We start from the raw sequence: 23,068 nt of genomic DNA on the forward strand, positions 1-23,068 counted from the left end.
AGGAAGCGTCCATGACCCGAGCGTTAGTGACCGGTGCCGGAATTCGCCTTGGACGGGCCATGGCGCTGTATCTGGCGCGCCGTGGCTATGATGTCGCCGTGCATTACGCCACCTCGGAGCAACCCGCGCAGGAGACCGTGGCCGAAGTTCAGGCCCTGGGCCGCAAGGCTGTCGCTTTGCAGGCCGATTTGCTGGACGAGGCGCAGGTCAGCGCGCTGCTGCCCCGTGCGGCAGAATTGCTGGGCGGGCCGATCACCTGTCTGGTCAACAACGCCTCGATCTTTGAATACGACAATATCCGCACGGCCACCCGGCAAAGCTGGGACCGGCATATGGACAGCAACCTGCGCGCGCCCTTCGTGCTGACGCAGGCGATGGCGGGGCAGGGCCTGACGCCCGACACGGATGAGGCGGGCGAACCGGTCGCCACCGGTTTGATCGTCAATATGGTCGACATGCGGGTGCGCAAACTGACGCCCGAGTTCATGTCCTACACCATTGCCAAGATGGGCCTGTGGGCGCTGACCCGGACTGCCGCGCAGGCGCTGACGCCCGCGATCCGCGTCAACGCCATCGGCCCCGGCCCGACGATACAGGGGCACCGGCAATCCGAAGACCATTTCAAGGCACAGCGCGCCAACACGATATTGGAACGCGGAGCGAACGCCTCGGATATCACCGCTGCGTTGGGGTATTTTCTGGACGCACATGCCGTCACCGGACAGCTTTTATGCGTGGATGGCGGGCAGCATCTGGGCTGGCAAACTCCAGATGTTTTGGGCGTAGAATAGACATATTCGCTGCAAGTTTTGCACTGCTCGCAATCCCGTTACCTGCGCGTTACAAAAATGTCTTTTTTTTCATATACTTGCCTTGTGCACAAAATAAAAATATTTAAAAACAGCGCCTTAATTGGGTGCCTAATTATTAAGCAACTTAATGAATCCTTAAGTATACAAGGCGATTTCGCCTCTCCTGGAAACTTATCTGCATAGTTATCCACAGAAACCGTGGATTTGTTTTCTCTTGATCTAAGGCCCTCAAGATTGCAGCCATGGTCAGGGAATCATATCTCAGGCCCATGACGACCCAGAACGAATCGAATCCCGATACACAGCCCACCGGCTATGCTTGTATTCAGCGCTATGTGAAAACGCTGGACAGCTCGCCCGGGGTGTATCGGATGCTGGATGCGGACAGCCGGGTTCTGTATGTGGGCAAGGCGCGGAACCTTAAGGCGCGGGTGTCGAACTACACGCGCCCGGGCCATTCCGGGCGGATCGAAAAGATGATCACCTCGACCGCTTCGATGATGTTCCTGACCACCCGGACCGAGACCGAGGCACTGCTGCTGGAGCAGAACCTGATCAAGCAGCTCAAGCCCAAGTACAACGTGCTGCTGCGGGACGATAAGAGTTTCCCGAATATTCTGGTCGCCAAGGACCACGCATACCCACAGATCAAGAAACATCGCGGGGCAAAGAAAGAAAAGGGGGCTTACTTCGGCCCCTTCGCCAGCGCGGGCGCGGTGAACCGAACACTGAACCAGCTGCAAAAGGCATTCCTGCTGCGCAACTGTTCGGATTCGATGTTCGACAGCCGCACGCGGCCTTGTCTGCTCTTTCAGATCAAGCGATGTTCGGGGCCATGCGTCGGGTTGATCTCCGAGGACGATTACCGCGAAAGCGTCAAGGATGCGGAACGGTTCCTGTCGGGGCGTTCAACCAAGGTGCAGGAGGAGTTGGCCGAGCAGATGATGGCCGCCTCCGAGGCGATGGAGTTCGAACGTGCCGCCGGTCTGCGCGACCGTATTCGGGCGCTGACGCAGGTGCAGACCAGCCAGGGTATCAACCCGCGCGGTGTGACAGAGGCGGATGTGATCGGTCTTTATATGGACAGCGGGCAGGCCTGTGTGCAGGTGTTTTTCATCCGCGCGAACCAGAACTGGGGGAACAAGGATTTCTATCCGCGGGTCGGGGCTGATGTGTCACCAGCTGAGGCGATGGAGGCGTTCCTAGGCCAGTTTTACGACAACAAGGAGCCGCCGCGGCAGTTGATACTGTCCGACGGGATCGAGAACGCCGATCTGATGGAAGAAGCGCTCACCGAAAAAGCCGGACGTAAGGTGGAAATCCTTGTGCCGCAGCGAGGTGAGAAACAGGAACTGGTTGCCGGGGCCCTGCGCAATGCGCGCGAGTCACTGGCCCGCCGCATGTCGGAAAGCGCGACGCAGGCCAAGCTGCTGCGCGGTGTGGCCGAGGCGTTTGATCTGGATAACCCGCCGGGTCGGATCGAGGTCTACGATAACAGCCACATTCAGGGAACCAACGCGGTGGGCGGCATGATCGTCGCGGGCCCCGAGGGGTTCATGAAAAACGCTTACCGCAAGTTCAACATCCGGGGCGATGACCTGACCCCGGGCGATGACTTCGGGATGATGAAAGAGGTTCTGACCCGCCGCTTTACCCGCCTTCAGAAGGAAGACCCGGATCGCGAAAAGGGCATGTGGCCAGACCTTCTGCTGATCGACGGCGGCGCCGGGCAGGTGAGCGCGGTGCATGAGATCATGGTCGAACATGGCGTTGAAGACATCCCTATGGTCGGCGTTGCCAAAGGTGTCGACCGGGACCACGGCAAGGAAGAGTTCCACCGCATAGGTCAGCGCGCCTTTGCGCTGAAACGGAACGATCCCGTGTTGTATTTCATCCAACGCCTGCGGGACGAGGCGCACCGGTTCGCCATCGGTACCCATCGTGCGAAAAGGGCCAAGGCCGTAGGCGCAACACCATTGGATGAAATCCCCGGTGTCGGGGCTGCGCGCAAACGGGCATTGCTGACGCATTTCGGCAGTGCCAAGGCGGTCAGTCGCGCCAATCTGGCCGACCTCAAAGCGGTGGATGGGATTTCAGCCGGGCTGGCGCAAAAGGTCTATGATTTCTTCCACGACAAGGGCTAGGTCTTTCGCCCGCGCCACAGGATATACAGCCCCGAGGCTACGATCAGCGCGCTGCCGATCCACATGGTCTGATCTAGTTGCTCACCAAACATCAACACCCCCAGACCGACGCCAAACAGCAACCGGGAATAGCGGAAGGGGGTGACGGCCGAGACCTCGCCCGTCCGCATGGCTTTCATCAGCGCCGCGTAAGCCGCCGTGCCCATCAGGATCGCACCACCGACATGCAAGCTTGTGTACAGATCCAGCGGGGCCATTGGCGCACCTTCCCAGAACCGATAGGCCAGACCCGCGACCACGATGCAGAGAAAGCCGTAGAATCCCAGCACCTCGGTCCCAAGGGTTGCAGGGGCGGCACGGCTGGCCAGGTCGCGCCCGGCAAAACCCAACATGCCTAGCACGGCAAGGATGGACAGGGCCGAGAAACTGTCTCCGGTCGGTTGGATGATGATCACGACGCCGATCAGTCCGATCAGAATGGCGCTCCAGCGCCGCCAGCCGACCGCCTCGCCAAAGAACAGCGCCGCGCCCGCGACGACGACCAAGGGCGTGGCCTGCAGGATCACGGTCGCGGCTGACAGGGGCGTCAGCGTGATCGCCAGCACATAGAACAGCCGCCCCAGAATCTCGAACAGCACCCGCACCTTCATAGGGCGCGACAGAACGTCCCTGTGAAACAGATTCGTACCCCGCAACAGGGCCACCACCGCAAAGATCACCGAGCCACCGGCGCCGAAAAGGATCAGAACCTGCCAGATCGGCAATGCCGCGGACGCGCCCTTCAACAGCGCATCCTCGAGCGCGAACAGCGCCATTGCGGCGATCATCCACGCGCTGCCGATCAGGTTGGATCGGGGGTCGGTTTGAATATGTGCGGTCATACTGTGCAGTCGCTCCTGAGCCGTCCGTCAATCTGACCGCAAAGACGCCGCGCGCCAAGCTGTATCTGACTGAGAGTTCCCGGTTGCGACCCTTTGCCTTTTGGCCCTGCAACTGCCTGTGATCGGGCCAGTTTTTTACTGCCCCGTCTTTTCTGTCCCGGACCGGCGATGTAGGGTCGGTCCATGAAGTGGAACCTGCCCAATATCCTGACCGTGCTGCGCCTGTTGGCCGCCCCCGGTCTGGCCGTAATGTTTCTGTATTTCACACGCCCCTATGCCGACTGGTTCGCGCTGATCCTGTTCCTGACAGCAGCGATCACCGACTGGTTTGACGGCTATCTGGCCCGTGCGTGGAAGCAGGAAACCAAGATCGGTGCGATGATGGACCCGATTGCCGACAAGGCGATGGTGGTGATCGCGCTGATGATCCTCGTGGGCTATTCGACCGAGCATTGGACGCCGTGGCTGGTGCTGCCCGCCACTGTGATCCTGTTCCGCGAGGTTTTCGTCTCGGGGCTGCGTGAATATCTGGGCGATACGGCGGGAACGCTGAAAGTGACCAAACTGGCCAAGTGGAAGACGACCGCGCAGATGGTTGCCATCGCGGTTCTGTTCTCGCAGGGGATCTTCGAGCATAATTTTGTCATGGCCACTTTCGGCATGGACCCTACGGTCATTGATCAGGTTCTGACCGGGCAGGTCGAGGACCTGAACCACATCCGCTGGCATCTGGAAGGGATGTTCTGGTCGGGCCGCATCGGCTTGTGGCTGCTGTGGATTGCAGCCACGCTGACATTGATCACAGGCTATGACTACCTACGTAAAGCCATGCCCCATCTGAAGGAGAGCTAACCGATGGACGTGCTGTATTTCGCCTGGGTGCGCGAACGTATCGGCCTGCCAAAAGAGAAGGTCGAAACACAGGCCGCGACGGTATCCGATCTGGTGGCCGAACTCAGCGCGCGTGAGGACCGGTATGCGGCAGCCTTTGCCGATCTTTCCGCGCTGCGGGTCGCGCTGGATCAGGAACTGTCGGACTTTGACGCCTCGTTGTCCGGTGTGCGCGAGGTGGCATTCTTCCCGCCGATGACCGGTGGCTAAGATGCGCATCGCAGTTCAGGAAGAAGCGTTTGATCTGGGGGCCGAGGCCAACGCATTCGCGGCGGGCAATGCGGCCAACGGCGCGATCGTGACCTTTACCGGTGTCGTGCGCGATCTGGCATCCGGCGATCTGGATGTGATGGAGATTGAGCATTACCCCGGCATGACCGAACGCGCGCTGACCAAGATCGCCGAAGAGGCGCAATCACGTTGGTCTCTGGGGGATGTACTGGTGATCCACCGCCATGGGCGGCTGGCCCCAGGGGACCGGATCATGATGGTGGCCACGGCCGCTCCGCACCGCAAGGACGCGTTCGAGGCGGCAGAGTACCTGATGGACTACCTGAAATCTCGCGCGCCGTTCTGGAAGAAGGAAATCACCAAAACCGGTGAGGAATGGGTTGCGGCCAAGGATGAAGACGAAAGCGCACTGGACCGCTGGTGACTTTGAACCGGCACCCGTTAGGCAGATGCCGGCTTTCGTCAGAGCACCTTAGCTAGATTGCTCAGCGTTACATGCTCGCGCGGCTTCGATGGCTTTCAGCGTGCCATCCAAGCTTACGGTGAACGCAAACTCTTTTTCTGGAAACACCGTCATTTCGTGTTTGTGCATGACATCGTCTACAAACTGCGCGTTGTTCGCCAGAATGTAACCTCCGGTATACCCTTCGGCGAGGTGCTTGGTTTTCTTGTGCGCTTCGGCCTCGTAGACATTGCCGTCGAGTGACAGGAAGATTTTCTCTTTCTTGCCTTTCAGGCCGATGTCGTTTTTCGTGAAGACACCGAGGTAGCCCATCTCGTGGTCTTTGGTCAGGCCCATCTGGACGACATTTTCGTTTTCGTCCATGCGCTCGATCAGGCACGATCCGCGGGTATCATCCACAAAGATGGTCCAACCGGATTCTTCACCCCAATTGGAAAACGTGTCGTTTTCCGAGGGGATCACGTCACCGGCGGCAAAAGCTGCCGTCGCTGAAAAAGTGCAAAGGATTGCGGCGGTCTTCAAAGATGTTTGGAAATTCATAGTACACTCCAATTTTCTGGATAGTGGACAGTGAGGCGTGTAGGCAAAAATACACCAATTCATAATATTGAATTTGTTGCGATATTGAAGCAGGCAGAATTCAACCGGCTGAAACATGCCGATTGTGTGAATTGAAAGAAGAGCGCGATCCCGTGAATCGACGAGGCTGTATTAGTCCGCGTTGTTGATGCGACCGCGCAGTTCTTCGGCCTCTTGCCGCGCGGCGCGCAGGCCGTCCATGGCAGCGGCCAGTTCGGCCTCGGCCTGGGTCAGCTGATTGGTCAGCTCGGCCTCGCGCTGTTGCAGGTAGGTGATCGCCTGATCGCGGGTTTCCTCGGCCTCGTGAAGCTCCTGGCTCATGCGGTCCAGATCTGCGACGTCGCTTTGGCGGACGCGGGACAGGCGGTGCGCCAGCCAGTTGGCGAACCAGCCCATGCAGAAGGCCGCGAACAGGATGATGGCGGTGGCGATGATGAATTCGATTCTGTTCAACTTACTGGTCCCCTGCATCCGCATCTGAGGCGGGTGTGTCCGTCTGCTCGGCCTCGATGGTTTCCGCCTCGATCGCGTCCAGCCCGGTTTCGGTGTTTGCCACCGGCTCGGGTCGGATCAGGCGGAACTCGATCCGGCGGTTTTCCTCGCGGCCTTCTTCGGTGTCGTTGTCGGCGATCGGTTGCGATTCCCCATAGCCCACGGCGGTAAAGCTGGCCGTAGGTACGCGGCGCCCGCGCAGCTCGTTCAGGATCGACTGTGCCCGCGCCTGGCTAAGCTGTTGGTTCATTTCTTCGCGGCCCTGACTGTCGGTATGGCCCTGAATCTCCAGCCGGATCGGGCCGCATTCGCGCAGGATGTCGGCAATCTGGTTCACCGTATCGCGCGAGTCGGCGGCGACGGTGGCCGAGCCGGGCTCGAACGCGATCTTGGTGCCGGCCTGAACCTCGGCGATGCGCTCCTCGCATACCTCGGGGTCGGGCAGCTTGTCGGCGGGTTCGGGCGGTTCCTGATAGGTGATGGACAGGGTGAATTCCTGCGCGTCGCCCAGTTTTTCGGACAGCAGACCGGCGATTTGCGCCTTTGTCTCGGGGTCGTGGCTGATGCCGTTCAGGACCAGATCGTCGGGTGTGACGGTCAGCGCACCGTTATGCAGTTGGGCCAGCGCCTCAAGCCCGGTCAGAACGCGTACTGGCCACCCCATCGGCAGGCCTTCGGGCGCGATGCGGGTTGCGGTGTGGACCTGCTCGGACCCAAAGGCTGCGCGGGCGTAGCTGTCGACCATGTCGCGTTGGGTGTCGTCGCCCAGACGCCCGCGTATCTGCACCAAACCCTCGGGGCTGCGCGTGGCGGAGAATTCGGGGGGGCCTTCTGAGCCCTCGGTTTCGGGGGGTGGCAGGACGGCGTGCAGGGCAAAGACCGGGGGCAGGGCGTTCTCAAGCTCGCCCACCACGCGGTCAAACGCCCCGCCATCTGTGCCTTGCGCCGCGGCCAGCGTAATGTCCGCATCCGACATCGTCACCGAACCGCCGCCTAGCTCGGACAGAGCATTGATGCTCAGCACGGCGGCCTCGGACCAGCGGGGTGAGGGTACGCCCAGACCGATGGTGCAGCTATAAGGATCTGTCATGCCAGCTTCTTGCGCGGCGGCAACGATCGCGTCGCGGGCCTTTTCGTCCTGCGCCGAGCAAGCATCGAACTGGCCGCCATCTGCATCGATCAGAAAGCGAAGGGTAAAGGGTGTGATCACCGGGCGCGGGGCCGAGATGGACAGGCCGATCCGCAGGCTTGGGGGGGCTGTACGGGTCAGGTCCTGTTCCAGCTTTTCTTTTTCCTGCTGACTGTCTGCAATCGCAGTGATCTTGACCAACCCGGGGCTGGCCGAGATTTTGGCACGCGGCAAGCGTTTCAGAGCATCAACAGCATAGGCAATCGCGGCGTCCCACCCTTTTGGCTTGGGATAATCCGCGGTTTCCATCAGATCGGAAACAGGGGCGCCGCCGTCCAGATCGCTCAGCCGCTCCATCAGCGCCTCGCGGTTTTCGCTGGCCGGGATCAGGCCGATCACCGAAATGCCGCTGTCGTTGCGCAGGATCTCGGCAGAAAACCGGGGTGCGGCCAGTTCGGTTGTGGGGGCGACCTCCATTTCGTCGATCACGCGCGAAGTATCGACCTCGGTGCCCGCCGCGGTCAGCGCGTTAAACCGCGTGGCCTCATCCGTGGCTGTGCCTGTCAGCACGACGCGCAAACCGTCGGAATGCACTTCTGCCCAGTCATGCCCTTTCAGGTCCAGCGCCCGGCGTACGGCGAACTCGGACGTTTCTTCGACCTTGGTCACCGCAAAGCTGGCGGCCAACAGGCACAGGCCCGCCGATACGAGGAAGATAAGGGCAACGGCTAAAAAATAGGGCAAACGCATGTGCGGGTTATCGACTCCTCAAGCGATTGTGCGAACTCTTACAGAGCCGCGCGGTCAGGTGCAATCAGAGCAGCAGCGCAACGCAAAGGAAGATCAGCGGAATAAGGCCAGTGTCCCGGTTGGCGCGAAACAGCTGCAGCAGTTTCGCGTTGTCCTCGATATCCAGCCCGCGCAATTGCCACGCCATATGCCAGCCCATCGCCCACGGCCCGCCCAGGGCAACGGCCAGAGCCAGCATCGAAGTCTGCGCCAGCGCCCCGTCGATGATGGCGAGCCCCATCAGGAAGACCGTGGCCACAAGGAAGTATTTCAGCCAGCGCGCGGTATCGGTGCCAAATAGCCGGGCGGTGGATTTGATGCCGATCAGTTCGTCATCCTCGGCGTCCTGATGGGCATAGATAGTGTCATAGAACAGCGTCCATGCGATCCCGGCCAGATAGAGCGTGATCGCGGGAACGCCAACCGTGCCGGTATGCGCCGCCCAGGCCAGCAGGATGCCCCAGTTGAAGGCCAGCCCCAGAAACACCTGCGGCCACCATGTGAACCGTTTGGCATAGGGGTAGATCGTCACCGGCAACAGCGACAGCACGCCCATGGCGATGGCGGCCTGATTGAAGCTCAGCAAAATCCCCAGCGCCAGCAGGCATTGCAGGCCCATCCAGATCACCGCCTGACGCACGCTGACCTGACCGGACGGGATCGGGCGCGACCGTGTGCGTTCGACCTGTCCGTCGAACTTGCGGTCGGTAATGTCATTCCACGTGCAGCCCGCACCGCGCATCAGGAAGGCACCGATGGCGCAGCCAACGGCGATCCATAGATCCTCCCACCTTGGGTTGCCATCGCTGAGGATCGCCAGCGCCAGACCCCACCAGCAGGGAATCAGCAGCAGCCACGTGCCGATGGGCCGGTCCGCGCGGGAAAGCCGCAGGTAGGGGCGGGCAAAAGCGGGCGCGTGTGTGTCGACCCAGTTGCCACTGACCGCATCTGCGACCTGACCGTCTGGTGTTGGGGCGTTGCCTTGCATATGTAACGTCTCATGAGTGCAAAGATCAGACTGTATGTAGAGCACCCTCTGGGTCAGGGGCAATCGGTAGATTTGACGCGCGAGCAGGCCCATTACCTGTTCGGCGTCATGCGTCTGGCCGTGGGCGGGCAAGTTGCCCTGTTCAACGGCAAGGACGGAGAATGGCTGGCCGAAGTGGCTGAGGCCGGCAAGCGCGGCGGTGTTCTGAGCTGTGTGGAACAGACCAAACCGCTGCAGCTGCCGCCCGATCTTTGGTTCCTGTTTGCCCCGATCAAAAAGGCGCGCACCGATTTCATTGTTGAAAAAGCGGCGGAAATGGGAGCGGCGCGGATCATGCCGGTGCAGACCGAGTTCACCAACTCTGAACGGATCCGGCAGGACCGTCTGCAGGCCCACGCTGTTGAGGCCGCAGAGCAATGCGGCGGTACTTTCGTGCCCGAGGTCGCCGATCTGCAACGGCTGGACCGTGTTCTGGACGCGTGGCCCGAGGGACGACAGCTGATGTTCTGCAACGAGGCCGAGGTCGGCTCGGCCCTGCGGCTGGCGGCGAATGAAAAGGGCCTGCCCTGGGCGATTCTGATCGGCCCCGAGGGCGGTTTCTCGGACCGAGAGCGCGCACGGCTGACGGCGCTGCCCTATGCGCATGTTGTCAGCCTTGGCCCGCGTATCCTGCGGGCAGATACGGCTGCGGTGGCCTCGCTGACCATGTGGCAGCAGGCGCTGGGGGATTGGTCTTGAATTGGAGACTCGCGACGGATGCGGACGTGCCGAAGATCGACGCGTTCCTGTCGCAGTACATCCAGACCTCGATGTTTCCTTTGGCCAATTTGCGGGATTTTGGCCTGCGCGGTGATGATCCGCGATCCCTGAACATCTGGGTGATGGGCGATGGTCCGCGCTCTGTTTTCGCCATCACCAACGAAGGCATGGTGCTGGCGCAATGCCCCGATTGCGCGGATGCTGAGCTTGCCGCGGCAATTGCCCTGATCCGCGGGCGCAAGCTGTTCGGAGTGGCGTCCGAGGCGACACAGGCGCGCCGGATCATGCAGCTGGCTGGCTGGGAAGATCGGCCCGCCACCCTGAACAGCGATGAGCCTGGCTTTACCCTGCAATTGGGCGACCTTGTCCTGCCGGATACTACTGGCGCGACCTTGGTGTCGTTGGGCGATGTTGACCGTTCTGTTTCCGAAGCCTGGCGCGAAAGCTATCTGGTCGAGGCAATGGATTTCGCCCCCGAACGCGCGCAGGTGCAGGCGAAAAAGGACATCGAAGCTTATAAGCAGCGCGACTCGCACCGGGTTCTGCTGGTCGATGATCAGCCAGTTGCCATGACCGGGTTCAACGCCCGCCTGCCTGAAGTCGTGCAGATCGGAGGGGTCTATACCCCGCCCAACCTGCGCGGTCGCAGCTATGCCCGGCTGGCGGTCGCTTTGCATCTGATCGAGGCGCGCAACGGCGGGGCGTCCCGCGCGGTTCTGTTCGCGGCTTCCGATTCTGCGGCGCGTGCCTATATGGGTATTGGATTCAAACCCGCAGGACATTTCTCGTTGATCCTGTTCACTAACCCCGAGGAACCGGCATGAGTTTCATCCGACCCGAAGCCAAATTGACTCTGTGGCGCTGGCGCGAGGTGTTGGTGGCTGTGCTTGTGCTGCTGGTCGGCCTTAGCTGGATCAGCGGCCCAGGCGGGTTGTTGGGATGGTTGGGCTGGGTGCTTGTGGCCGTATCGGTGGCGCTCGCTGTAATCGGCATTCAGCGCGCTAGGTTCCGCACCGGGGTCGGCGGCCCCGGAGTGGTGACCATCGACGAAGGCCAGATCACCTATCTCGGCCCGCTGGATGGCGGCATGGTCGCCACGCGGGAGATCGAGCGTCTAGCACTGGACCCGACCGCGTCGCCTGCGCATTGGGTGTTGGAGCAACCGGGCCAACCGTTGCTTCACATTCCTGTGAATGCCGAAGGGGCCGAGGCTTTGTTCGATGTCTTCTCGGCCTTGCCAGGGCTGAAAACCGAACAGATGCTGGCGGAATTGAACGGTGGCGCGGCTCATCCGGTGGTGATCTGGGAACGCACGCCGTCCCGTCCTGCACATCTTAGGCTGCATTGACACTGGCGCGGTTTGCCCCCACGACTGACCAACTAAACAGACACATCAGGATCGGAGCGCGATTCATGTCCATCCCCCAATCCGGCGGCGGGCCGATCGAACGCCATGAACAACTGGCCGAATATCTGGAATCGGGCTGTAAGCCCAAGCAGGATTGGCGTATCGGAACCGAGCATGAGAAGTTCGGCTATTGCAAAGACACCCTGAAACCGCTGCCCTTTGAAGGCACCCGCTCGATTGTTGCGGTGCTTGAGGGTCTGCGCGACCGCCATGGCTGGGCCGAAGTGCGCGAAGGCGACAAGCTGATCGGTCTGGAAAAGGACGGTGCCAATGTCAGCCTTGAACCGGGCGGCGCACTGGAGCTGTCGGGTGCTCCGCTGGAGACGATCCACGAGACCTGCGATGAGGTGAACACGCACCTGCGCGAGGTGAAGGATATCGCCGATGAGATTGGCGTGGGCTTCATCGGTCTGGGCGCGGCCCCGATCTGGACCCATGACGAGATGCCGCTGATGCCCAAGGGCCGCTATCGGCTGATGAACGACTATATGGAGAAGGTCGGCACCATGGGCCGCGCCATGATGCGGCGGACCTGCACGGTTCAGGTCAATATCGACTTCGGGTCCGAGGCCGACATGGTGCAGAAACTGCGCGTGGCACTGGCCCTACAGCCGGTCGCGACGGCGCTGTTCGCCAATTCTCCGTTCTTCGAAGGTAAAGTGAACGGCCAGAAAAGCTGGCGCAGCTATATCTGGCGGCATCTCGACGATGCACGTACGGGCATGCTGCCGTTCGTGTTCGAAGACGGCTTTGGGTTCGAACGCTACGTGCAATACGCGCTCGATGTGCCGATGTATTTCGTCTATCGCGACGGCCAGTATATCGACGCGCTGGGCATGTCCTTCCGCGACTTCCTGCAAGGCAAACTGCCTGCGCTGCCGGGTGAGACACCGACCCTGTCTGATTGGGCCGACCACCTGACCACCGCCTTCCCCGAAGCGCGGATCAAGAAATTCATGGAGATGCGCGGCGCCGATGGCGGTCCGTGGCGGCGCCTGTGCGCCTTGCCTGCCTTCTGGGTTGGTCTGACCTACGATCAAGGCGCGCTGGATGCGGCCTGGGATCTGGTCAAAGGCTGGGATGCGGAAACCCGCGAAGCCCTGCGCATCGAGGCCGCCAAAGACGGGCTGCAGGCGCAGGTCGGCAACATCAACATGCACGATCTGGCGCGCGAGGTTGTGGCGATCTCCGAGGCCGGTCTGAAATCCCGCGCCTTCCCCGGTGCCGGTGGTCTGGTGCCCGATGAAACGCATTTCCTGAACGCGCTGAAAGACAGCCTTGAGACCGGAAAGGTTCCGGCTGATGAGTTGCTGGAACACTACAATGGCGACTGGAATGGCGATCTGACACGGGTGTTCCCGGAATACAGCTACTGATCCGTTCAGTCCCGCTTGCATTCGCGGGGCTGGCCCGATAGCAGGTTGGCGACCAAATTCAGAGGGCGTCATGGACGATCTTAAGGCAAAATATCTGGGCCAAATCGCCGAGGCTGGCGATGAAAACGCGCTTGAGGCGATCCGCGTCGCCGCCGTGGGCAAAAAAGGCGAGGTCGCGCTGAAGATGCGCGAGCTGGGCAAAATGACCCCCGAGGAACGCCAGGTCGCAGGCCCTGCGCTGAACGCCCTGAAGGATGAGATCAACTCGGCGCTGTCTGCCAAGAAATCCGCGCTGGCCGATTCCGCGCTGGATGAGCGCCTGCGCACCGAATGGCTGGACGTCACCCTGCCGACCCGCGCGCGCCGTCAGGGCTCGATCCACCCGATCAGCCAGGCGACCGAGGAACTGACCGCGATCTTTGCCGAACTGGGCTTCTCGGTGGCCGAAGGGCCGCGGATCGAAGACGACTGGTACAATTTCGACGCCCTGAACATCCCCGGCCACCACCCCGCGCGGGCCGAGATGGACACGTTCTACATGCACCGCGCCGAGGGCGATAACCGCCCGCCGCACGTGCTGCGGACGCATACGTCTCCGGTGCAGATCCGCTCGATGGAGAAACAGGGTGCGCCGATCCGCGTGATCTGTCCGGGCGGCGTGTACCGCGCCGACTATGACCAGACCCACACGCCGATGTTCCATCAGGTCGAAGGTCTGGCCATCGACAAGGATATCTCGATGGCGAACCTGAAATGGGTTCTGGAAGAGTTCGTGAAAGCGTTCTTTGAGGTCGACGATGTCGAGCTGCGCTTCCGCGCCTCGCACTTCCCCTTCACCGAGCCGTCGGCCGAGGTCGATATCCGCTGTTCCTGGGATAACGGTCAGCTGAAGATCGGCGAGGGCGACGACTGGATGGAAATTTTGGGCTCGGGCATGGTCCACCCCAAGGTCATCGCCGCCGGTGGCATCGACCCCGAGGTCTATCAGGGCTTTGCGTTTGGTATCGGTATCGACCGTCTGGCGATGTTGAAATACGGCATTCCTGACCTTCGGGCGTTCTTCGATTCCGATCTGCGCTGGCTGCGCCACTACGGGTTTGCCGCGCTGGATATGCCGAACCTGCATGGTGGTTTGTCGCGTTGAGCAGTCAATTCAAAGGAGCAGTATACGGCGTGGTCGCAACGGTCCTCGCTGGATTAATAATGCTCTTTGTCGCTCCAGAAGTCTCAAGTTCTAAGTATTTAGGGTCCAAAATAATTTGGGACGAGATTTACTCAAATTACGTCCCGAGTCGCGATGAAGATGAGCAGGGTTTCTATCTTAAAGTTCTACATATGGAGAACGCGGGTAGAAAACACTCAGAAGATATTCGTGTGTATGTCCGGGGTGAGATAGATTTCCTGGAAGTAGAGCCAGATGTTTTGGTTACTCAACATCTTAGCGAACAGAATCCCTATTTTGAGATTAAGAAATTGGCCTCAGGTGAAAAGGTTGAGGTATTATTGATGGGCTCGTACGGGCCGAAAGTAAAGAGAGTAACCGAGGGCGGAAAGGCTATCTCCTCAGCTTGGCTAGAACCTCAAGTTTACAGGTTTGGGTATGTCGAGATTCACTCTGTTTTGCTGATTATCTTAATGCCACTTTGTGTTGCTGGTTTCGTTCTCATTTTGAAAGGGTTTCTAGCGATTGGCGGAGAAAAGCGTTTGGAAAATGAGTAACTGTTCGCATTTAGGAAATGCACATAATTGTTAAGTGACGATGGGGGTTGGAACGTTAAGCTGCAGGCGCATGATTTATCGACTGCTTTGCCTTCTGTTGCTGACCGCCTCCCAAGCCGCTGCCGTGGAAACCTGCCACGGTGATACCGCCTGTCAGATCGGCGATCGCTCGTATCATGTGCTGGAACCCGATGGCTGGGACGGGCAAAGCCCTCTGCCCGTGTTGCTGCATTTCCACGGCTGGTCTCGGCAGGGGACAGTGGTGGTGAACCATGAACGTATCGCCGGGGCGACCAAGCTGCGCGGAGTGTTGCTGGTGGCCCCGAATGGGCTGGGCAAAAGCTGGGATTTCTGGTCGGCGGACACTGGCGACGTGCCCTTTGCCGACCGGGTGCTGGAGGATGTCGCCAAACGGTACCCGATTGATCCGGAGCGCATCTATGTCTCGGGCTATTCCTTTGGTGGCGCGATGGCGTGGCGCTATGTCTGCCAGTCGGGCAATGACACTGCGGCGCTGCTGGCCGTTGCGGGCAGCATCCGCCAGACGGAAGCATGCCCCGAAGCCCCGCGCGAGGTGCGCCATGTGCATGGGCTGGACGATACGGTGATGGATTTCTCCTTTGGTCCCGGTGGGGATAAGACTTATCCGGTGGCGCTGTGGCGTGAGAAATACAGCTGCAACGGTGCCACCCCGCGCGGGGATTGGAGCGTGAAACCGTTCCTGACGCTCAACCGTGTGGAGTGGACCGATTGCGCGCAGGGGCAGGTGGTACTGGATACCCATCCCGGCGGGCATTTCATCCCTCATGGCTGGATCGGCTGGCAATTGGACGAGCTTTTGGGCCGCACCCCGACCTATCCGTGACGCGCAGCGCTTGCACCCCGGCGCAATCTTTGCCATTGCCTGTGCCGACTGGATATCTGCCAAAAAAGGCCCCGTGCAATGAAATTCACTCTGTCCTGGCTGAAAGACCACCTCGACACTGACGCTTCGGTTGATGAGATCGCCGAAGCGCTGACCGATCTCGGGCTTGAGGTCGAAGAGATCGTGAACCCGGCGGATCGGCTGGCGGATTTTACGCTGGGCTACGTGAAACACGCCGAGAAACACCCCGACGCCGACAAGCTGCGCGTCTGCAAGGTGGACACCGATGAGGGCGAGCTGCAGATCATCTGCGGTGCCCCCAACGCGCGCGAGGGCATCACCGTCGTGGTCTGCAAACCCGGCATGTATATCCCCGGCCTGGACCTGACCATCAGCGTCGGCAAGATCCGCGGTGTCGAAAGCTTTGGCATGATGGCGTCCGAGCGCGAGCTGGAGCTGTCGGACGAGCATGACGGCATCATCGAGCTGCCCTCGGGCGAGGTTGGTGACAAGTTCATCGACTGGCTGGCCGAGAATGAGCCGTCCAAGGTCGATCCGATGATCGAGATCGCGATCACGCCGAACCGCCCGGATGCGCTGGGCGTGGCCGGTATCGCGCGCGATCTGGCGGCGCGGGGTGTCGGTACGTTGAAAGAGCGTGACTATGTGCCGGTGCCGGGCGATTTCGAAAGCCCGATCAAGGTGACGATCGACGAGGATACTCTGGACGGTGCGCTGCATTTCACCGGCCGTCTGATCAAGGGCGTCAAGAACGGCCCCAGCCCGCAGTGGCTGCAGGATCAGTTGAAGGCAATCGGTCTGCGCCCGATCTCGGCTTTGGTCGATATCACCAACTACATGACTTTTGACCAGAACCGCCCGCTGCACGTGTTTGACGCGGACAAGGTGCAAGGCAACCTGCGTGTTCATCGCGCCAAGGGTGGCGAGAAGCTGGTGGCGCTGGATGAGAAAGAATACACCCTGCAGCCCGGCATGATGGTGATTTCGGATGACAAGGGGCCGGAATCCATCGCCGGTATTATGGGCGGAGAGGAAACCGGCTGCACCCAGGACACGGTGAACGTGTTCCTTGAAAGCGCGTTCTGGGATCATGTGCAGATCGCGCTGACCGGTCGTGCGCTCAAGATCAACTCGGACGCGCGGTACCGGTTCGAACGTGGTGTTGATCCGGAATACACCCTGGAAGGGTTGGAGCAGGCGACCCAGATGATCCTGGATATCTGCGGTGGCGAGGTGTCGAAAGTGGTCGAGGCGGGCAAAGCCCCAAACCACGCGCGCGCCTATAAGCTGGACGCCGAGCGCGTGCAGTCTCTGGTCGGCATGGATATTCCCGAAAGCGAACAGCGCCAGACCCTGACCCGTCTGGGCTTCCGTCTGGAAGGTGAGATGGCCCACGTGCCCAGCTGGCGCCCGGATGTCATGGGTGAGGCCGATCTGGTGGAAGAGGTCGCGCGGATCGCGTCCCTGACCAAGTTGCAAGGTAAACCGTTGCCGCGTATTTCCGAGGGTATCCCGAAACCGGTGATGACCCCGGCACAGCGCCGTCAGTCGATGGCGCGGCGCACCTGCGCGGCGCTGGGGTATAACGAATGCGTATCCTATACCTTCATCGATCAGGCCTCGGCGGCTCTGTTTGGTGGTGGGGATGCGGCGACACAGCTGGAAAACCCGATCTCATCCGAGATGAGCCACATGCGCCCCGATCTGCTGCCCGGTTTGCTGCAGGCGGCTGCCCGCAATCAGGCGCGCGGCTACGCAGATGTGGCCCTGTTCGAGGTCGGCCCGGTCTTCCACGACGGAGAGCCCGGCGATCAGAAAACCCAGATCACCGGCCTGCTGGTTGGTCGCAACGGTCCCAAGGACGTTCATGGGGCCTCGCGCTCGGTTGATGTATTCGACGCCAAGGCCGATGCTGAGGCCGTGCTGGCCGCTATCGGCGCGCCCGCCAAGGTGCAGATTCTGCGCGACGGGGATGCCTGGTGGCATCCGGGCCGTCACGGCAAGATTTGTCTGGGGCCGAAAAAGGTGCTTGGCGTGTTCGGCGAACTGCACCCGCGTATCCAGCAGGCGATGGATATCAAAGGCCCGGCGATGGCCTTTACCATCTGGCCGGACGAGGTGCCTCTGCCCCGTAAATCCGGTGCAACCCGCGCTGCGTTGGAACTGCGTGATCTACAAGCGGTCGAGCGTGACTTTGCCTTTGTCGTGGATGAAGGCGTCGAGGCGCTTACGCTGGTGAATGCCGCAGCAGGAGCCGACAAAGCGCTGATCGAAGATGTGCGCGTCTTTGACGAATTCATCGGCGGCAGTCTGGGTGAGGGCAAGAAATCTCTGGCCATCACCGTGCGCCTGCAGCCGACGGACAAGACGCTGAAGGAAAAAGACATCGAAGCGGTGGCCGAGAAGATCATCGCCAAGGTCACCAAGGCGACCGGCGGCGTGTTGCGCGGGTAAGCTGACTGGTTACATGAACAATAAAAGAAAAGGGGTTCCGAAATTGGACCCCTTTTTTTGTTTCCGGGGACTGGTCAGTACGAGATTTTCCCGTGCAGGAAGTCCTTCCAGTTCTCTATATAGGGCCACTTTTTAGCGAAGTGTTCGACAAAATTTTTGACAAACGCGTCTAGATACGCGTGGTCAGCAGAGGTCATTGCTTCTCCTTTGCGATCACCTGATGGAATGCGAAGAGTATCGGGATCTTTGTAAGCTGGTAAACGTGCTGGGTTGTTGGTTCCGTTATCTTGGCAGATTTGATCCAGCAACGACATTAAATACTGAGTACGCGCTTCGTCTGCCAATCGATGGCATTCCCTGATATCAATGCTGAACTCCAGATCCATCACGCGCTGACGAAGACGACCGATTTCCTCCCGAAGCTCCTCATTCGTCGCGGCTTCCTGCTCGGCCTTGATCTTTTGCGCAACTGCCGTGCCCAACATATGGGCCATATCTTCCATATCGCGGTTTTGCTGACGGATACGCTTACTTTGTACCTGAGTTTTCTTCGTCAACCCTGCGCGAATGAACCCGTCCACAAACTTGCTCATACCTTTGCCTCTTCTGTCCCAGCTGTTTCTTCTCTGGCCGAACCGTGGTCCTCGGAAACTGTTTCAAATCATTGCTTTACCAGAACTCTGTCGAAAATTGCGAGAGTGGTCAACGACCGTTTCAACTCTTGCGGTTGCAGCGGGTAAATCCGTCTCGTTTGCGCGATCCCTCTCTTGGGTTGGCGCAGCAATAGCACTAGGGTCGCCGCAAAAGGTTAAAGGAGACACCCATGGGCCTGAACGTTTACCTCTCTGGCGAAATTCACACCGACTGGCGCGAACAGATCATCGACGGCGCGCAGGGGTTGGATATCACCTTCAACAGTCCGGTGACCGATCACGCGGCCAGCGATGATTGCGGCGTGGCCATTCTGGGGTCCGAGCCGAACAAGTACTGGCACGACCACAAGGGCGCAATGGTCAACGCGATCCGCACCCGCAAGGGCATCGCCGACGCGGATGTAGTCGTTGTCCGGTTTGGTGAGAAATACAAGCAATGGAACGCCGCTTTCGATGCGGGCTATGCAGCGGCGCTGGGCAAATCTCTGATCGTGTTGCATGGCCCGGACCACCAGCACGCGCTGAAAGAGGTCGACGCCGCCGCGCTTGCAGTAGCCGAACAGCCAAGTCAGGTGGTTGAGGTGCTGCGCTATGTTCTGACTGGACAACTGCCCGGTTAGGAACGGAGCAACCCGGACGATAGTCAGCCCGTGTGAGCGAGCGATGGTTTTGGCCTTGCCGCTCAACGGGGAAAACCGGGGAAACTGACACCTAGACCAAGACGCAGTTTTCGCTAAAACTTTGGCAAATCCCGCGCGAAAGACGCGGGTTTCTTAGTTGTGGAAAGGAAAGTCGCGTGGATGAGGTCGTAACACAGGTGAACGCGTTTGCGCCGCTTATCATTAATGCGGTTAAAGCGCTGGTTGTTCTGATCCTGGGATGGATCGTGGCCGGGGCTATTGGCGGGATGGTGCGCCGTCGGATCAACGCGACCCCGCATATTGATCTGACGCTGGGCAATTTCATGGCCAGCCTGGTCAAATGGGCCATTCTTGCGATGGTCCTGGTCGCCGTTCTGGGGATCTTTGGTATCGAGGCCACCAGTATCGTCGCCATTCTGGGTGCCGCGTCACTGGCCATCGGTCTGGCCCTGCAGGGCACGCTCAGCGATCTGGCAGCCGGGGTTATGCTGGTGGTGTTCCGCCCCTATAAGCTGGGCCAGTATGTAGATATCGGCGGCACGGCGGGGACGGTGAAAGACCTTAATCTGTTTACCACCGAACTGGTGACGCCGGACAATGTGCAGATCATCGTGCCCAATGGTCAAAGCTGGGGTTCGATCATCACCAACTACTCAGCCCATGACACGCGGCGTGTCGATCTGGTGTTTGGCATCGATTATGGCGACAGCGCCGATGAGGCGATGCAGATCATTCTGGACGTCGCCAAGGCGGATGAACGGATTCACAGCGACCCAGAGCCTTGGGTACGCGTGACTAATCTGGGCGACAGCTCGGTCGATCTGACGGCGCGCCTGTGGTGTGCTGCTGCGGATTATTGGGATGTGAAGTTTGAAATCACCAAGGCGGTGAAAGAGGCGTTCGACGCCAAGGGCGTGTCGATCCCGTATCCGCATTCAGTGGAAATCCACAAAGAGGCGTAAGCCTCCCGCCCGTCGATCGGGCATTGAAATGCCCTCCTCCGGTTGGGCCCGGCGCCGCGCTGATCGCGCGGCGCCGTTTCGTTTGCGGTACGGTTCCGATTCACGCAACCGCGCCGCACCGATGGTGCGGCGCCCGGCCCAACGCTGCAAGCGCCCTCGTCAAAGGGCGCTTGCAGGGGCGGGAGCGCTTCAGGACTTGATCACTACGTTGGGCGAAACCACGTCGATCCCCAGGGCCTTACCAACAGCGTAGTACGTCAATTGGCCGGCGTGGACGTTCAGACCGGCCAGCAGGTGCTCGTCATCCTGACATGCCTGCTTCCAACCTTTGTCCGCCAGCGACAGCATGAACGGCATCGTCGCGTTGCCCAGTGCGATGGTCGAGGTGCGCGCAACCGCGCCCGGCATGTTGGCCACGCAATAGTGCATGATGCCGTCCACGTCATAGATCGGGTCCGCGTGGGTGGTGGCTTTTGACGTCTCAAAGCAGCCGCCCTGGTCGATCGCCACGTCCACCAGAACCGCACCGGGTTTCATGGTCGACAGTTGTTCGCGGCTGATCAGTTTGGGTGCAGCTGCACCGGGGATCAGAACCGCGCCGATGACCATATCTGCGTCTTGAATCAGTTCTGCGGTGGCACCGGCGGTCGAGTACTGGTTGTTGAATGTGTCGCCAAAGACATCATCCAGATACCGCAGCCGCGGCAGCGAGCGATCCAGAACAGTGACATCCGCGCCCATGCCGGCAGCAATCTTGGCTGCATGCGTACCAACGACGCCGCCACCGATCACGACTACTTTCGCCGGGCCAACACCGGGTACGCCGCCCATCAGAACGCCGCGGCCGCCATTGGCCTTTTGCAGAGTCCACGAGCCGACCTGAGGCGCCAGACGACCGGCAACCTCGGACATCGGCGCAAGCAGGGGCAAGCCGCCATTTGCATCGGTCACGGTTTCATAGGCAATCGCGGTGCAGCCCGACTCCAACAGATCATGTGTCTGATCCGGGTCGGGTGCCAGGTGCAGGTAGGTGAACAGCAGCTGGCCTTCGCGCAGCATCTTGCGCTCAACCGCTTGCGGTTCCTTGACCTTGACGATCATGTCGGCGGTGGCGAACACCTCTTCCGCCGTGTCGATGATCCGCGCGCCTGCGGCGATATAGGCGTCATTGTCAAAGCCCGAGCCGATCCCGGCATTGGTTTCGATCAGAACCTCGTGGCCACGCGCGACAGCCTCTTGCGCGGCATTGGGGGTCATGCCGACGCGGAATTCCTGGGGTTTGATTTCCTTGGGGCAACCGATTTTCATTTTTGTTCCTCCATTCATAAACTGCTTAAATAATGGGCATTCCGGGGCGCAATTTCTGTGAAACTCTGCCCGCGAATTGGCTTTTCTTTGGGAGAATTTCCGCTAAATTGTCGAATCTCTGCAAAGGAATTGCGTCGATGAGCGTAGATACGACAGATAGAAAGATTTTGGCAGCCCTTCAGCGGGACGGCCGCATGTCGAATGCCGAACTGTCCGAGCAGGTAAATCTGTCTCCGTCGGCCTGCCACCGGCGGGTGCAGCGGCTGGAGGCGGACGGGTATATCCGCAACTATGTGGCGCTGCTGGATGCGCGCAAGATGAATGTGCCGACGACGGTGTTCGTCGAGATTACGCTGCAAGGACAGGCCGAAGAACTGCTGGACGCGTTCGAAAAGGCAGTGGCCCGTATTCCCGACGTGCTGGAATGTCATCTGATGGCGGGCACGGCGGATTACATCCTGAAGGTCGTTGCCGAAAACACCGAGGATTTTGCCCGCATCCATCGCCAATACCTGTCACGCTTGCCGGGGGTGGCGCAGATGCAAAGCTCATTCGCGTTGCGCACGGTTTTCAAGACCACCGCCTTGCCGGTGTGACGATCAGACCGGTCCGGGATAGGTGAACAGGATCAGATGCAGGGCGTTGAAGCCGAAGTGTATCAGAACCGGCACCCAAAGCCGCCCGGTCGCATAATAGCCCAACCCGCAGGCCGCCCCGAGGACCGACGCGAACACCACCAGCGCCGGGCCTCCACCCGCGTGGGCCAGACCGAATAACAGGCTGGCCGCTGCGATCCCGATGGTGGCCCCGGTTTTTGAGGTTATGATCGATTGCAGATAACCGCGGAAAAAGGCCTCTTCGGTCAGGCAGGTCAGGAACAGGTTCGACAGCGCGAAGACCAACCACCACGTGGGCAGGCCGATCTCGGGTCGCACAGCGCCTGTGGCAAGCCCCAGCAGGAACAGCGCGGGTAGCATAAGCAGGCCAACCGACAGAGGCGCGGCTTTGGTCGGCTTTGCACCTTGGATCATTCCGGGCCAAGCCAGCAGGACAGCAAACAAAACCAGCGGCTTGTCCAGATTCAGATACATAGTGAAAGCGGCGCTGTCCGGTCCCGCCTGAACCTGATCCAGCACCAGCAGGTTGTGAAATCCGGGAACCAGATGCGCGCCCAAAGCAAGACACCACAGGATCAGCGCCAGATGCCCCGCCAGAGCCGCTGGCCCGGACAGGTGTCGCAGCCCCGCCGCACCCAGCAACCCAAAGCACGCAATCCCAACCGCCAGCGGTGTAACCAGCCCAAGTGCCAGAGCGATGCATCCGAGCATGGCCAGCAAAGTCAGGCCCAACCCCCGTCGACCTGACACCGCGCCCGTTTGTGCGGCAATCAGGATGAACCAGGGCCAAATAGCGGGCAGAAGGGACAGAAAATACGTCACGGTGGTCTCATGCTTTGACGGGCCATTTTTGCCGTTGGATTGTGGTCTGTGGCAAGTGTGGAAA

The 23,068-nt window shown here is 60.2% G+C and carries 23 protein-coding genes and 1 pseudogene; 16 read left to right on the plus strand and 8 right to left on the minus strand.

Going from position 1 to position 23,068, the window contains the following annotated elements:
- Window positions 1-8 precede the first annotated feature (8 nt).
- Window positions 9-791: pseudogene (locus GOX63_RS14870) on the plus strand (SDR family oxidoreductase); the annotation flags it as partial.
- A 290-nt stretch (window positions 792-1,081) separates the two neighbouring features.
- On the plus strand, window positions 1,082-2,956 hold the full coding sequence (uvrC, locus tag GOX63_RS14875) for an excinuclease ABC subunit UvrC (RefSeq protein ID WP_170546254.1): 1,875 nt from the start codon (window positions 1,082-1,084) through the stop codon (window positions 2,954-2,956).
- Here the strand turns inward: uvrC and GOX63_RS14880 are convergent.
- Window positions 2,953-3,837: a DMT family transporter gene (locus GOX63_RS14880; RefSeq protein ID WP_170546256.1), complete on the minus strand. Its 885-nt coding sequence runs from the start codon at window positions 3,835-3,837 to the stop codon at window positions 2,953-2,955. The genes uvrC and GOX63_RS14880 overlap by 4 nt on opposite strands.
- Window positions 3,838-4,020: 183 nt before the next feature.
- Here GOX63_RS14880 and pgsA point away from each other — a divergent pair, with 183 nt between their 5' ends.
- Genes pgsA through GOX63_RS14895 form a run of 3 tightly spaced genes read left to right on the plus strand, consistent with a single transcriptional unit; the run spans window position 4,021 to window position 5,383 of the window.
- Complete coding sequence (pgsA, locus tag GOX63_RS14885; protein WP_170327279.1) at window positions 4,021-4,689, plus strand: CDP-diacylglycerol--glycerol-3-phosphate 3-phosphatidyltransferase; 669 nt, start codon at window positions 4,021-4,023, stop codon at window positions 4,687-4,689.
- Between the two features lie 3 nt (window positions 4,690-4,692).
- On the plus strand, window positions 4,693-4,938 hold the full coding sequence (moaD, locus tag GOX63_RS14890; protein ID WP_170327278.1) for a molybdopterin converting factor subunit 1: 246 nt from the start codon (window positions 4,693-4,695) through the stop codon (window positions 4,936-4,938).
- 1 nt (window position 4,939) lies between these two features.
- Complete coding sequence (locus GOX63_RS14895) at window positions 4,940-5,383, plus strand: molybdenum cofactor biosynthesis protein MoaE (protein WP_170327277.1); 444 nt, start codon at window positions 4,940-4,942, stop codon at window positions 5,381-5,383.
- 48 nt (window positions 5,384-5,431) lie between these two features.
- Here GOX63_RS14895 and GOX63_RS14900 read toward each other — a convergent pair whose 3' ends face one another.
- From GOX63_RS14900 to ubiA, 4 genes are all read right to left on the minus strand, one after another.
- Entirely contained in the window at window positions 5,432-5,962 is a 531-nt protein-coding gene (locus tag GOX63_RS14900) for a hypothetical protein (RefSeq protein WP_170327276.1), read from the minus strand.
- A gap of 171 nt (window positions 5,963-6,133) precedes the next feature.
- Window positions 6,134-6,454 carry a hypothetical protein gene (locus GOX63_RS14905; RefSeq protein WP_170327275.1) on the minus strand — a complete coding sequence of 107 codons (321 nt, stop codon included), beginning with the start codon at window positions 6,452-6,454 and terminating at the stop codon, window positions 6,134-6,136.
- A gap of 1 nt (window position 6,455) precedes the next feature.
- Entirely contained in the window at window positions 6,456-8,372 is a 1,917-nt protein-coding gene (locus GOX63_RS14910) for an OmpA family protein (protein ID WP_170327274.1), read from the minus strand.
- 64 nt (window positions 8,373-8,436) lie between these two features.
- Window positions 8,437-9,399: a 4-hydroxybenzoate octaprenyltransferase gene (gene ubiA, locus GOX63_RS14915; RefSeq protein ID WP_170327273.1), complete on the minus strand. Its 963-nt coding sequence runs from the start codon at window positions 9,397-9,399 to the stop codon at window positions 8,437-8,439.
- A 12-nt stretch (window positions 9,400-9,411) separates the two neighbouring features.
- Between ubiA and GOX63_RS14920 the strand changes: the two genes are divergently transcribed.
- The 8 genes from GOX63_RS14920 (at window position 9,412) to pheT (ending at window position 18,001) form a co-directional block, all read left to right on the plus strand.
- Window positions 9,412-10,137: a 16S rRNA (uracil(1498)-N(3))-methyltransferase gene (locus GOX63_RS14920; protein ID WP_170327272.1), complete on the plus strand. Its 726-nt coding sequence runs from the start codon at window positions 9,412-9,414 to the stop codon at window positions 10,135-10,137.
- Window positions 10,134-10,982 carry a GNAT family N-acetyltransferase gene (locus GOX63_RS14925; protein ID WP_170327271.1) on the plus strand — a complete coding sequence of 283 codons (849 nt, stop codon included), beginning with the start codon at window positions 10,134-10,136 and terminating at the stop codon, window positions 10,980-10,982. Before GOX63_RS14920 ends, GOX63_RS14925 begins: the two co-directional genes overlap by 4 nt.
- Window positions 10,979-11,506, plus strand: a complete 528-nt coding sequence (locus tag GOX63_RS14930; RefSeq protein WP_170327270.1) for a hypothetical protein — start codon at window positions 10,979-10,981, stop codon at window positions 11,504-11,506. Before GOX63_RS14925 ends, GOX63_RS14930 begins: the two co-directional genes overlap by 4 nt.
- Window positions 11,507-11,571: 65 nt before the next feature.
- Window positions 11,572-12,942 (plus strand): glutamate--cysteine ligase, encoded by a 1,371-nt coding sequence (locus GOX63_RS14935; protein WP_170327269.1) that lies wholly within the window; start codon window positions 11,572-11,574, stop codon window positions 12,940-12,942.
- Window positions 12,943-13,012: 70 nt separating this feature from the next.
- Window positions 13,013-14,086, plus strand: a complete 1,074-nt coding sequence (gene pheS / locus GOX63_RS14940) for a phenylalanine--tRNA ligase subunit alpha (RefSeq protein ID WP_170546259.1) — start codon at window positions 13,013-13,015, stop codon at window positions 14,084-14,086.
- A gap of 29 nt (window positions 14,087-14,115) precedes the next feature.
- Complete coding sequence (locus tag GOX63_RS14945) at window positions 14,116-14,661, plus strand: hypothetical protein (RefSeq protein WP_170327267.1); 546 nt, start codon at window positions 14,116-14,118, stop codon at window positions 14,659-14,661.
- Between the two features lie 70 nt (window positions 14,662-14,731).
- Window positions 14,732-15,526, plus strand: coding sequence for an alpha/beta hydrolase family esterase (locus GOX63_RS14950; RefSeq protein WP_170546262.1), 795 nt, complete (start codon window positions 14,732-14,734; stop codon window positions 15,524-15,526).
- Window positions 15,527-15,604: 78 nt separating this feature from the next.
- Window positions 15,605-18,001 carry a phenylalanine--tRNA ligase subunit beta gene (gene pheT, locus GOX63_RS14955; RefSeq protein WP_170546264.1) on the plus strand — a complete coding sequence of 799 codons (2,397 nt, stop codon included), beginning with the start codon at window positions 15,605-15,607 and terminating at the stop codon, window positions 17,999-18,001.
- 74 nt (window positions 18,002-18,075) lie between these two features.
- Here pheT and GOX63_RS14960 read toward each other — a convergent pair whose 3' ends face one another.
- The gene (locus tag GOX63_RS14960; RefSeq protein ID WP_170327264.1) at window positions 18,076-18,594 is read right to left on the minus strand and encodes a hypothetical protein; all 519 of its coding nucleotides are present in this window, start codon (window positions 18,592-18,594) and stop codon (window positions 18,076-18,078) included.
- 230 nt (window positions 18,595-18,824) lie between these two features.
- Here GOX63_RS14960 and GOX63_RS14965 point away from each other — a divergent pair, with 230 nt between their 5' ends.
- Both GOX63_RS14965 and GOX63_RS14970 read left to right on the plus strand, forming a co-directional pair.
- The gene (locus GOX63_RS14965) at window positions 18,825-19,274 is read left to right on the plus strand and encodes a YtoQ family protein (protein ID WP_170327263.1); all 450 of its coding nucleotides are present in this window, start codon (window positions 18,825-18,827) and stop codon (window positions 19,272-19,274) included.
- A gap of 176 nt (window positions 19,275-19,450) precedes the next feature.
- Complete coding sequence (locus GOX63_RS14970; protein WP_170327262.1) at window positions 19,451-20,257, plus strand: mechanosensitive ion channel family protein; 807 nt, start codon at window positions 19,451-19,453, stop codon at window positions 20,255-20,257.
- 189 nt (window positions 20,258-20,446) lie between these two features.
- On the opposite strand, the gene ald is transcribed toward GOX63_RS14970, so the two are convergent.
- Window positions 20,447-21,565 carry an alanine dehydrogenase gene (gene ald, locus GOX63_RS14975; RefSeq protein WP_170327261.1) on the minus strand — a complete coding sequence of 373 codons (1,119 nt, stop codon included), beginning with the start codon at window positions 21,563-21,565 and terminating at the stop codon, window positions 20,447-20,449.
- Window positions 21,566-21,702: 137 nt separating this feature from the next.
- Here ald and GOX63_RS14980 point away from each other — a divergent pair, with 137 nt between their 5' ends.
- The gene (locus tag GOX63_RS14980; protein ID WP_170327260.1) at window positions 21,703-22,161 is read left to right on the plus strand and encodes an Lrp/AsnC family transcriptional regulator; all 459 of its coding nucleotides are present in this window, start codon (window positions 21,703-21,705) and stop codon (window positions 22,159-22,161) included.
- A 3-nt stretch (window positions 22,162-22,164) separates the two neighbouring features.
- Here GOX63_RS14980 and GOX63_RS24130 read toward each other — a convergent pair whose 3' ends face one another.
- A complete protein-coding gene (locus tag GOX63_RS24130; protein ID WP_170327259.1) occupies window positions 22,165-23,004 on the minus strand; it encodes a CPBP family intramembrane glutamic endopeptidase in 840 nt (279 codons plus the stop codon).
- Between the last annotated feature and the right edge of the window lie 64 nt (window positions 23,005-23,068).

Source organism: Ruegeria arenilitoris, from assembly GCF_013031355.1.
Taxonomy (GTDB): Bacteria; Pseudomonadota; Alphaproteobacteria; order Rhodobacterales; family Rhodobacteraceae; genus Ruegeria; species Ruegeria arenilitoris_C.

Excerpts from the sequence above, each read along its gene's own strand:
- GOX63_RS14880 (WP_170546256.1), bottom strand. The coding sequence starts at position 3,837 with ATGACCGCACATATTCAAACCGACCCCCGATCCAACCTGATCGGCAGC.
- GOX63_RS14965 (WP_170327263.1), top strand. The coding sequence starts at position 18,825 with ATGGGCCTGAACGTTTACCTCTCTGGCGAAATTCACACCGACTGGCGC.
- GOX63_RS14960 (WP_170327264.1), bottom strand. The coding sequence starts at position 18,594 with ATGAGCAAGTTTGTGGACGGGTTCATTCGCGCAGGGTTGACGAAGAAA.
- GOX63_RS14900 (WP_170327276.1), bottom strand. The coding sequence starts at position 5,962 with ATGAATTTCCAAACATCTTTGAAGACCGCCGCAATCCTTTGCACTTTT.
- GOX63_RS14930 (WP_170327270.1), top strand. The coding sequence starts at position 10,979 with ATGAGTTTCATCCGACCCGAAGCCAAATTGACTCTGTGGCGCTGGCGC.
- GOX63_RS14935 (WP_170327269.1), top strand. The coding sequence starts at position 11,572 with ATGTCCATCCCCCAATCCGGCGGCGGGCCGATCGAACGCCATGAACAA.
- uvrC (WP_170546254.1), top strand. The coding sequence starts at position 1,082 with ATGACGACCCAGAACGAATCGAATCCCGATACACAGCCCACCGGCTAT.
- GOX63_RS14895 (WP_170327277.1), top strand. The coding sequence starts at position 4,940 with ATGCGCATCGCAGTTCAGGAAGAAGCGTTTGATCTGGGGGCCGAGGCC.
- GOX63_RS14910 (WP_170327274.1), bottom strand. The coding sequence starts at position 8,372 with ATGCGTTTGCCCTATTTTTTAGCCGTTGCCCTTATCTTCCTCGTATCG.
- GOX63_RS14920 (WP_170327272.1), top strand. The coding sequence starts at position 9,412 with ATGAGTGCAAAGATCAGACTGTATGTAGAGCACCCTCTGGGTCAGGGG.
- GOX63_RS14980 (WP_170327260.1), top strand. The coding sequence starts at position 21,703 with ATGAGCGTAGATACGACAGATAGAAAGATTTTGGCAGCCCTTCAGCGG.
- moaD (WP_170327278.1), top strand. The coding sequence starts at position 4,693 with ATGGACGTGCTGTATTTCGCCTGGGTGCGCGAACGTATCGGCCTGCCA.
- pheS (WP_170546259.1), top strand. The coding sequence starts at position 13,013 with ATGGACGATCTTAAGGCAAAATATCTGGGCCAAATCGCCGAGGCTGGC.
- ald (WP_170327261.1), bottom strand. The coding sequence starts at position 21,565 with ATGAAAATCGGTTGCCCCAAGGAAATCAAACCCCAGGAATTCCGCGTC.
- GOX63_RS14950 (WP_170546262.1), top strand. The coding sequence starts at position 14,732 with ATGATTTATCGACTGCTTTGCCTTCTGTTGCTGACCGCCTCCCAAGCC.
- pgsA (WP_170327279.1), top strand. The coding sequence starts at position 4,021 with ATGAAGTGGAACCTGCCCAATATCCTGACCGTGCTGCGCCTGTTGGCC.
- pheT (WP_170546264.1), top strand. The coding sequence starts at position 15,605 with ATGAAATTCACTCTGTCCTGGCTGAAAGACCACCTCGACACTGACGCT.
- ubiA (WP_170327273.1), bottom strand. The coding sequence starts at position 9,399 with ATGCAAGGCAACGCCCCAACACCAGACGGTCAGGTCGCAGATGCGGTC.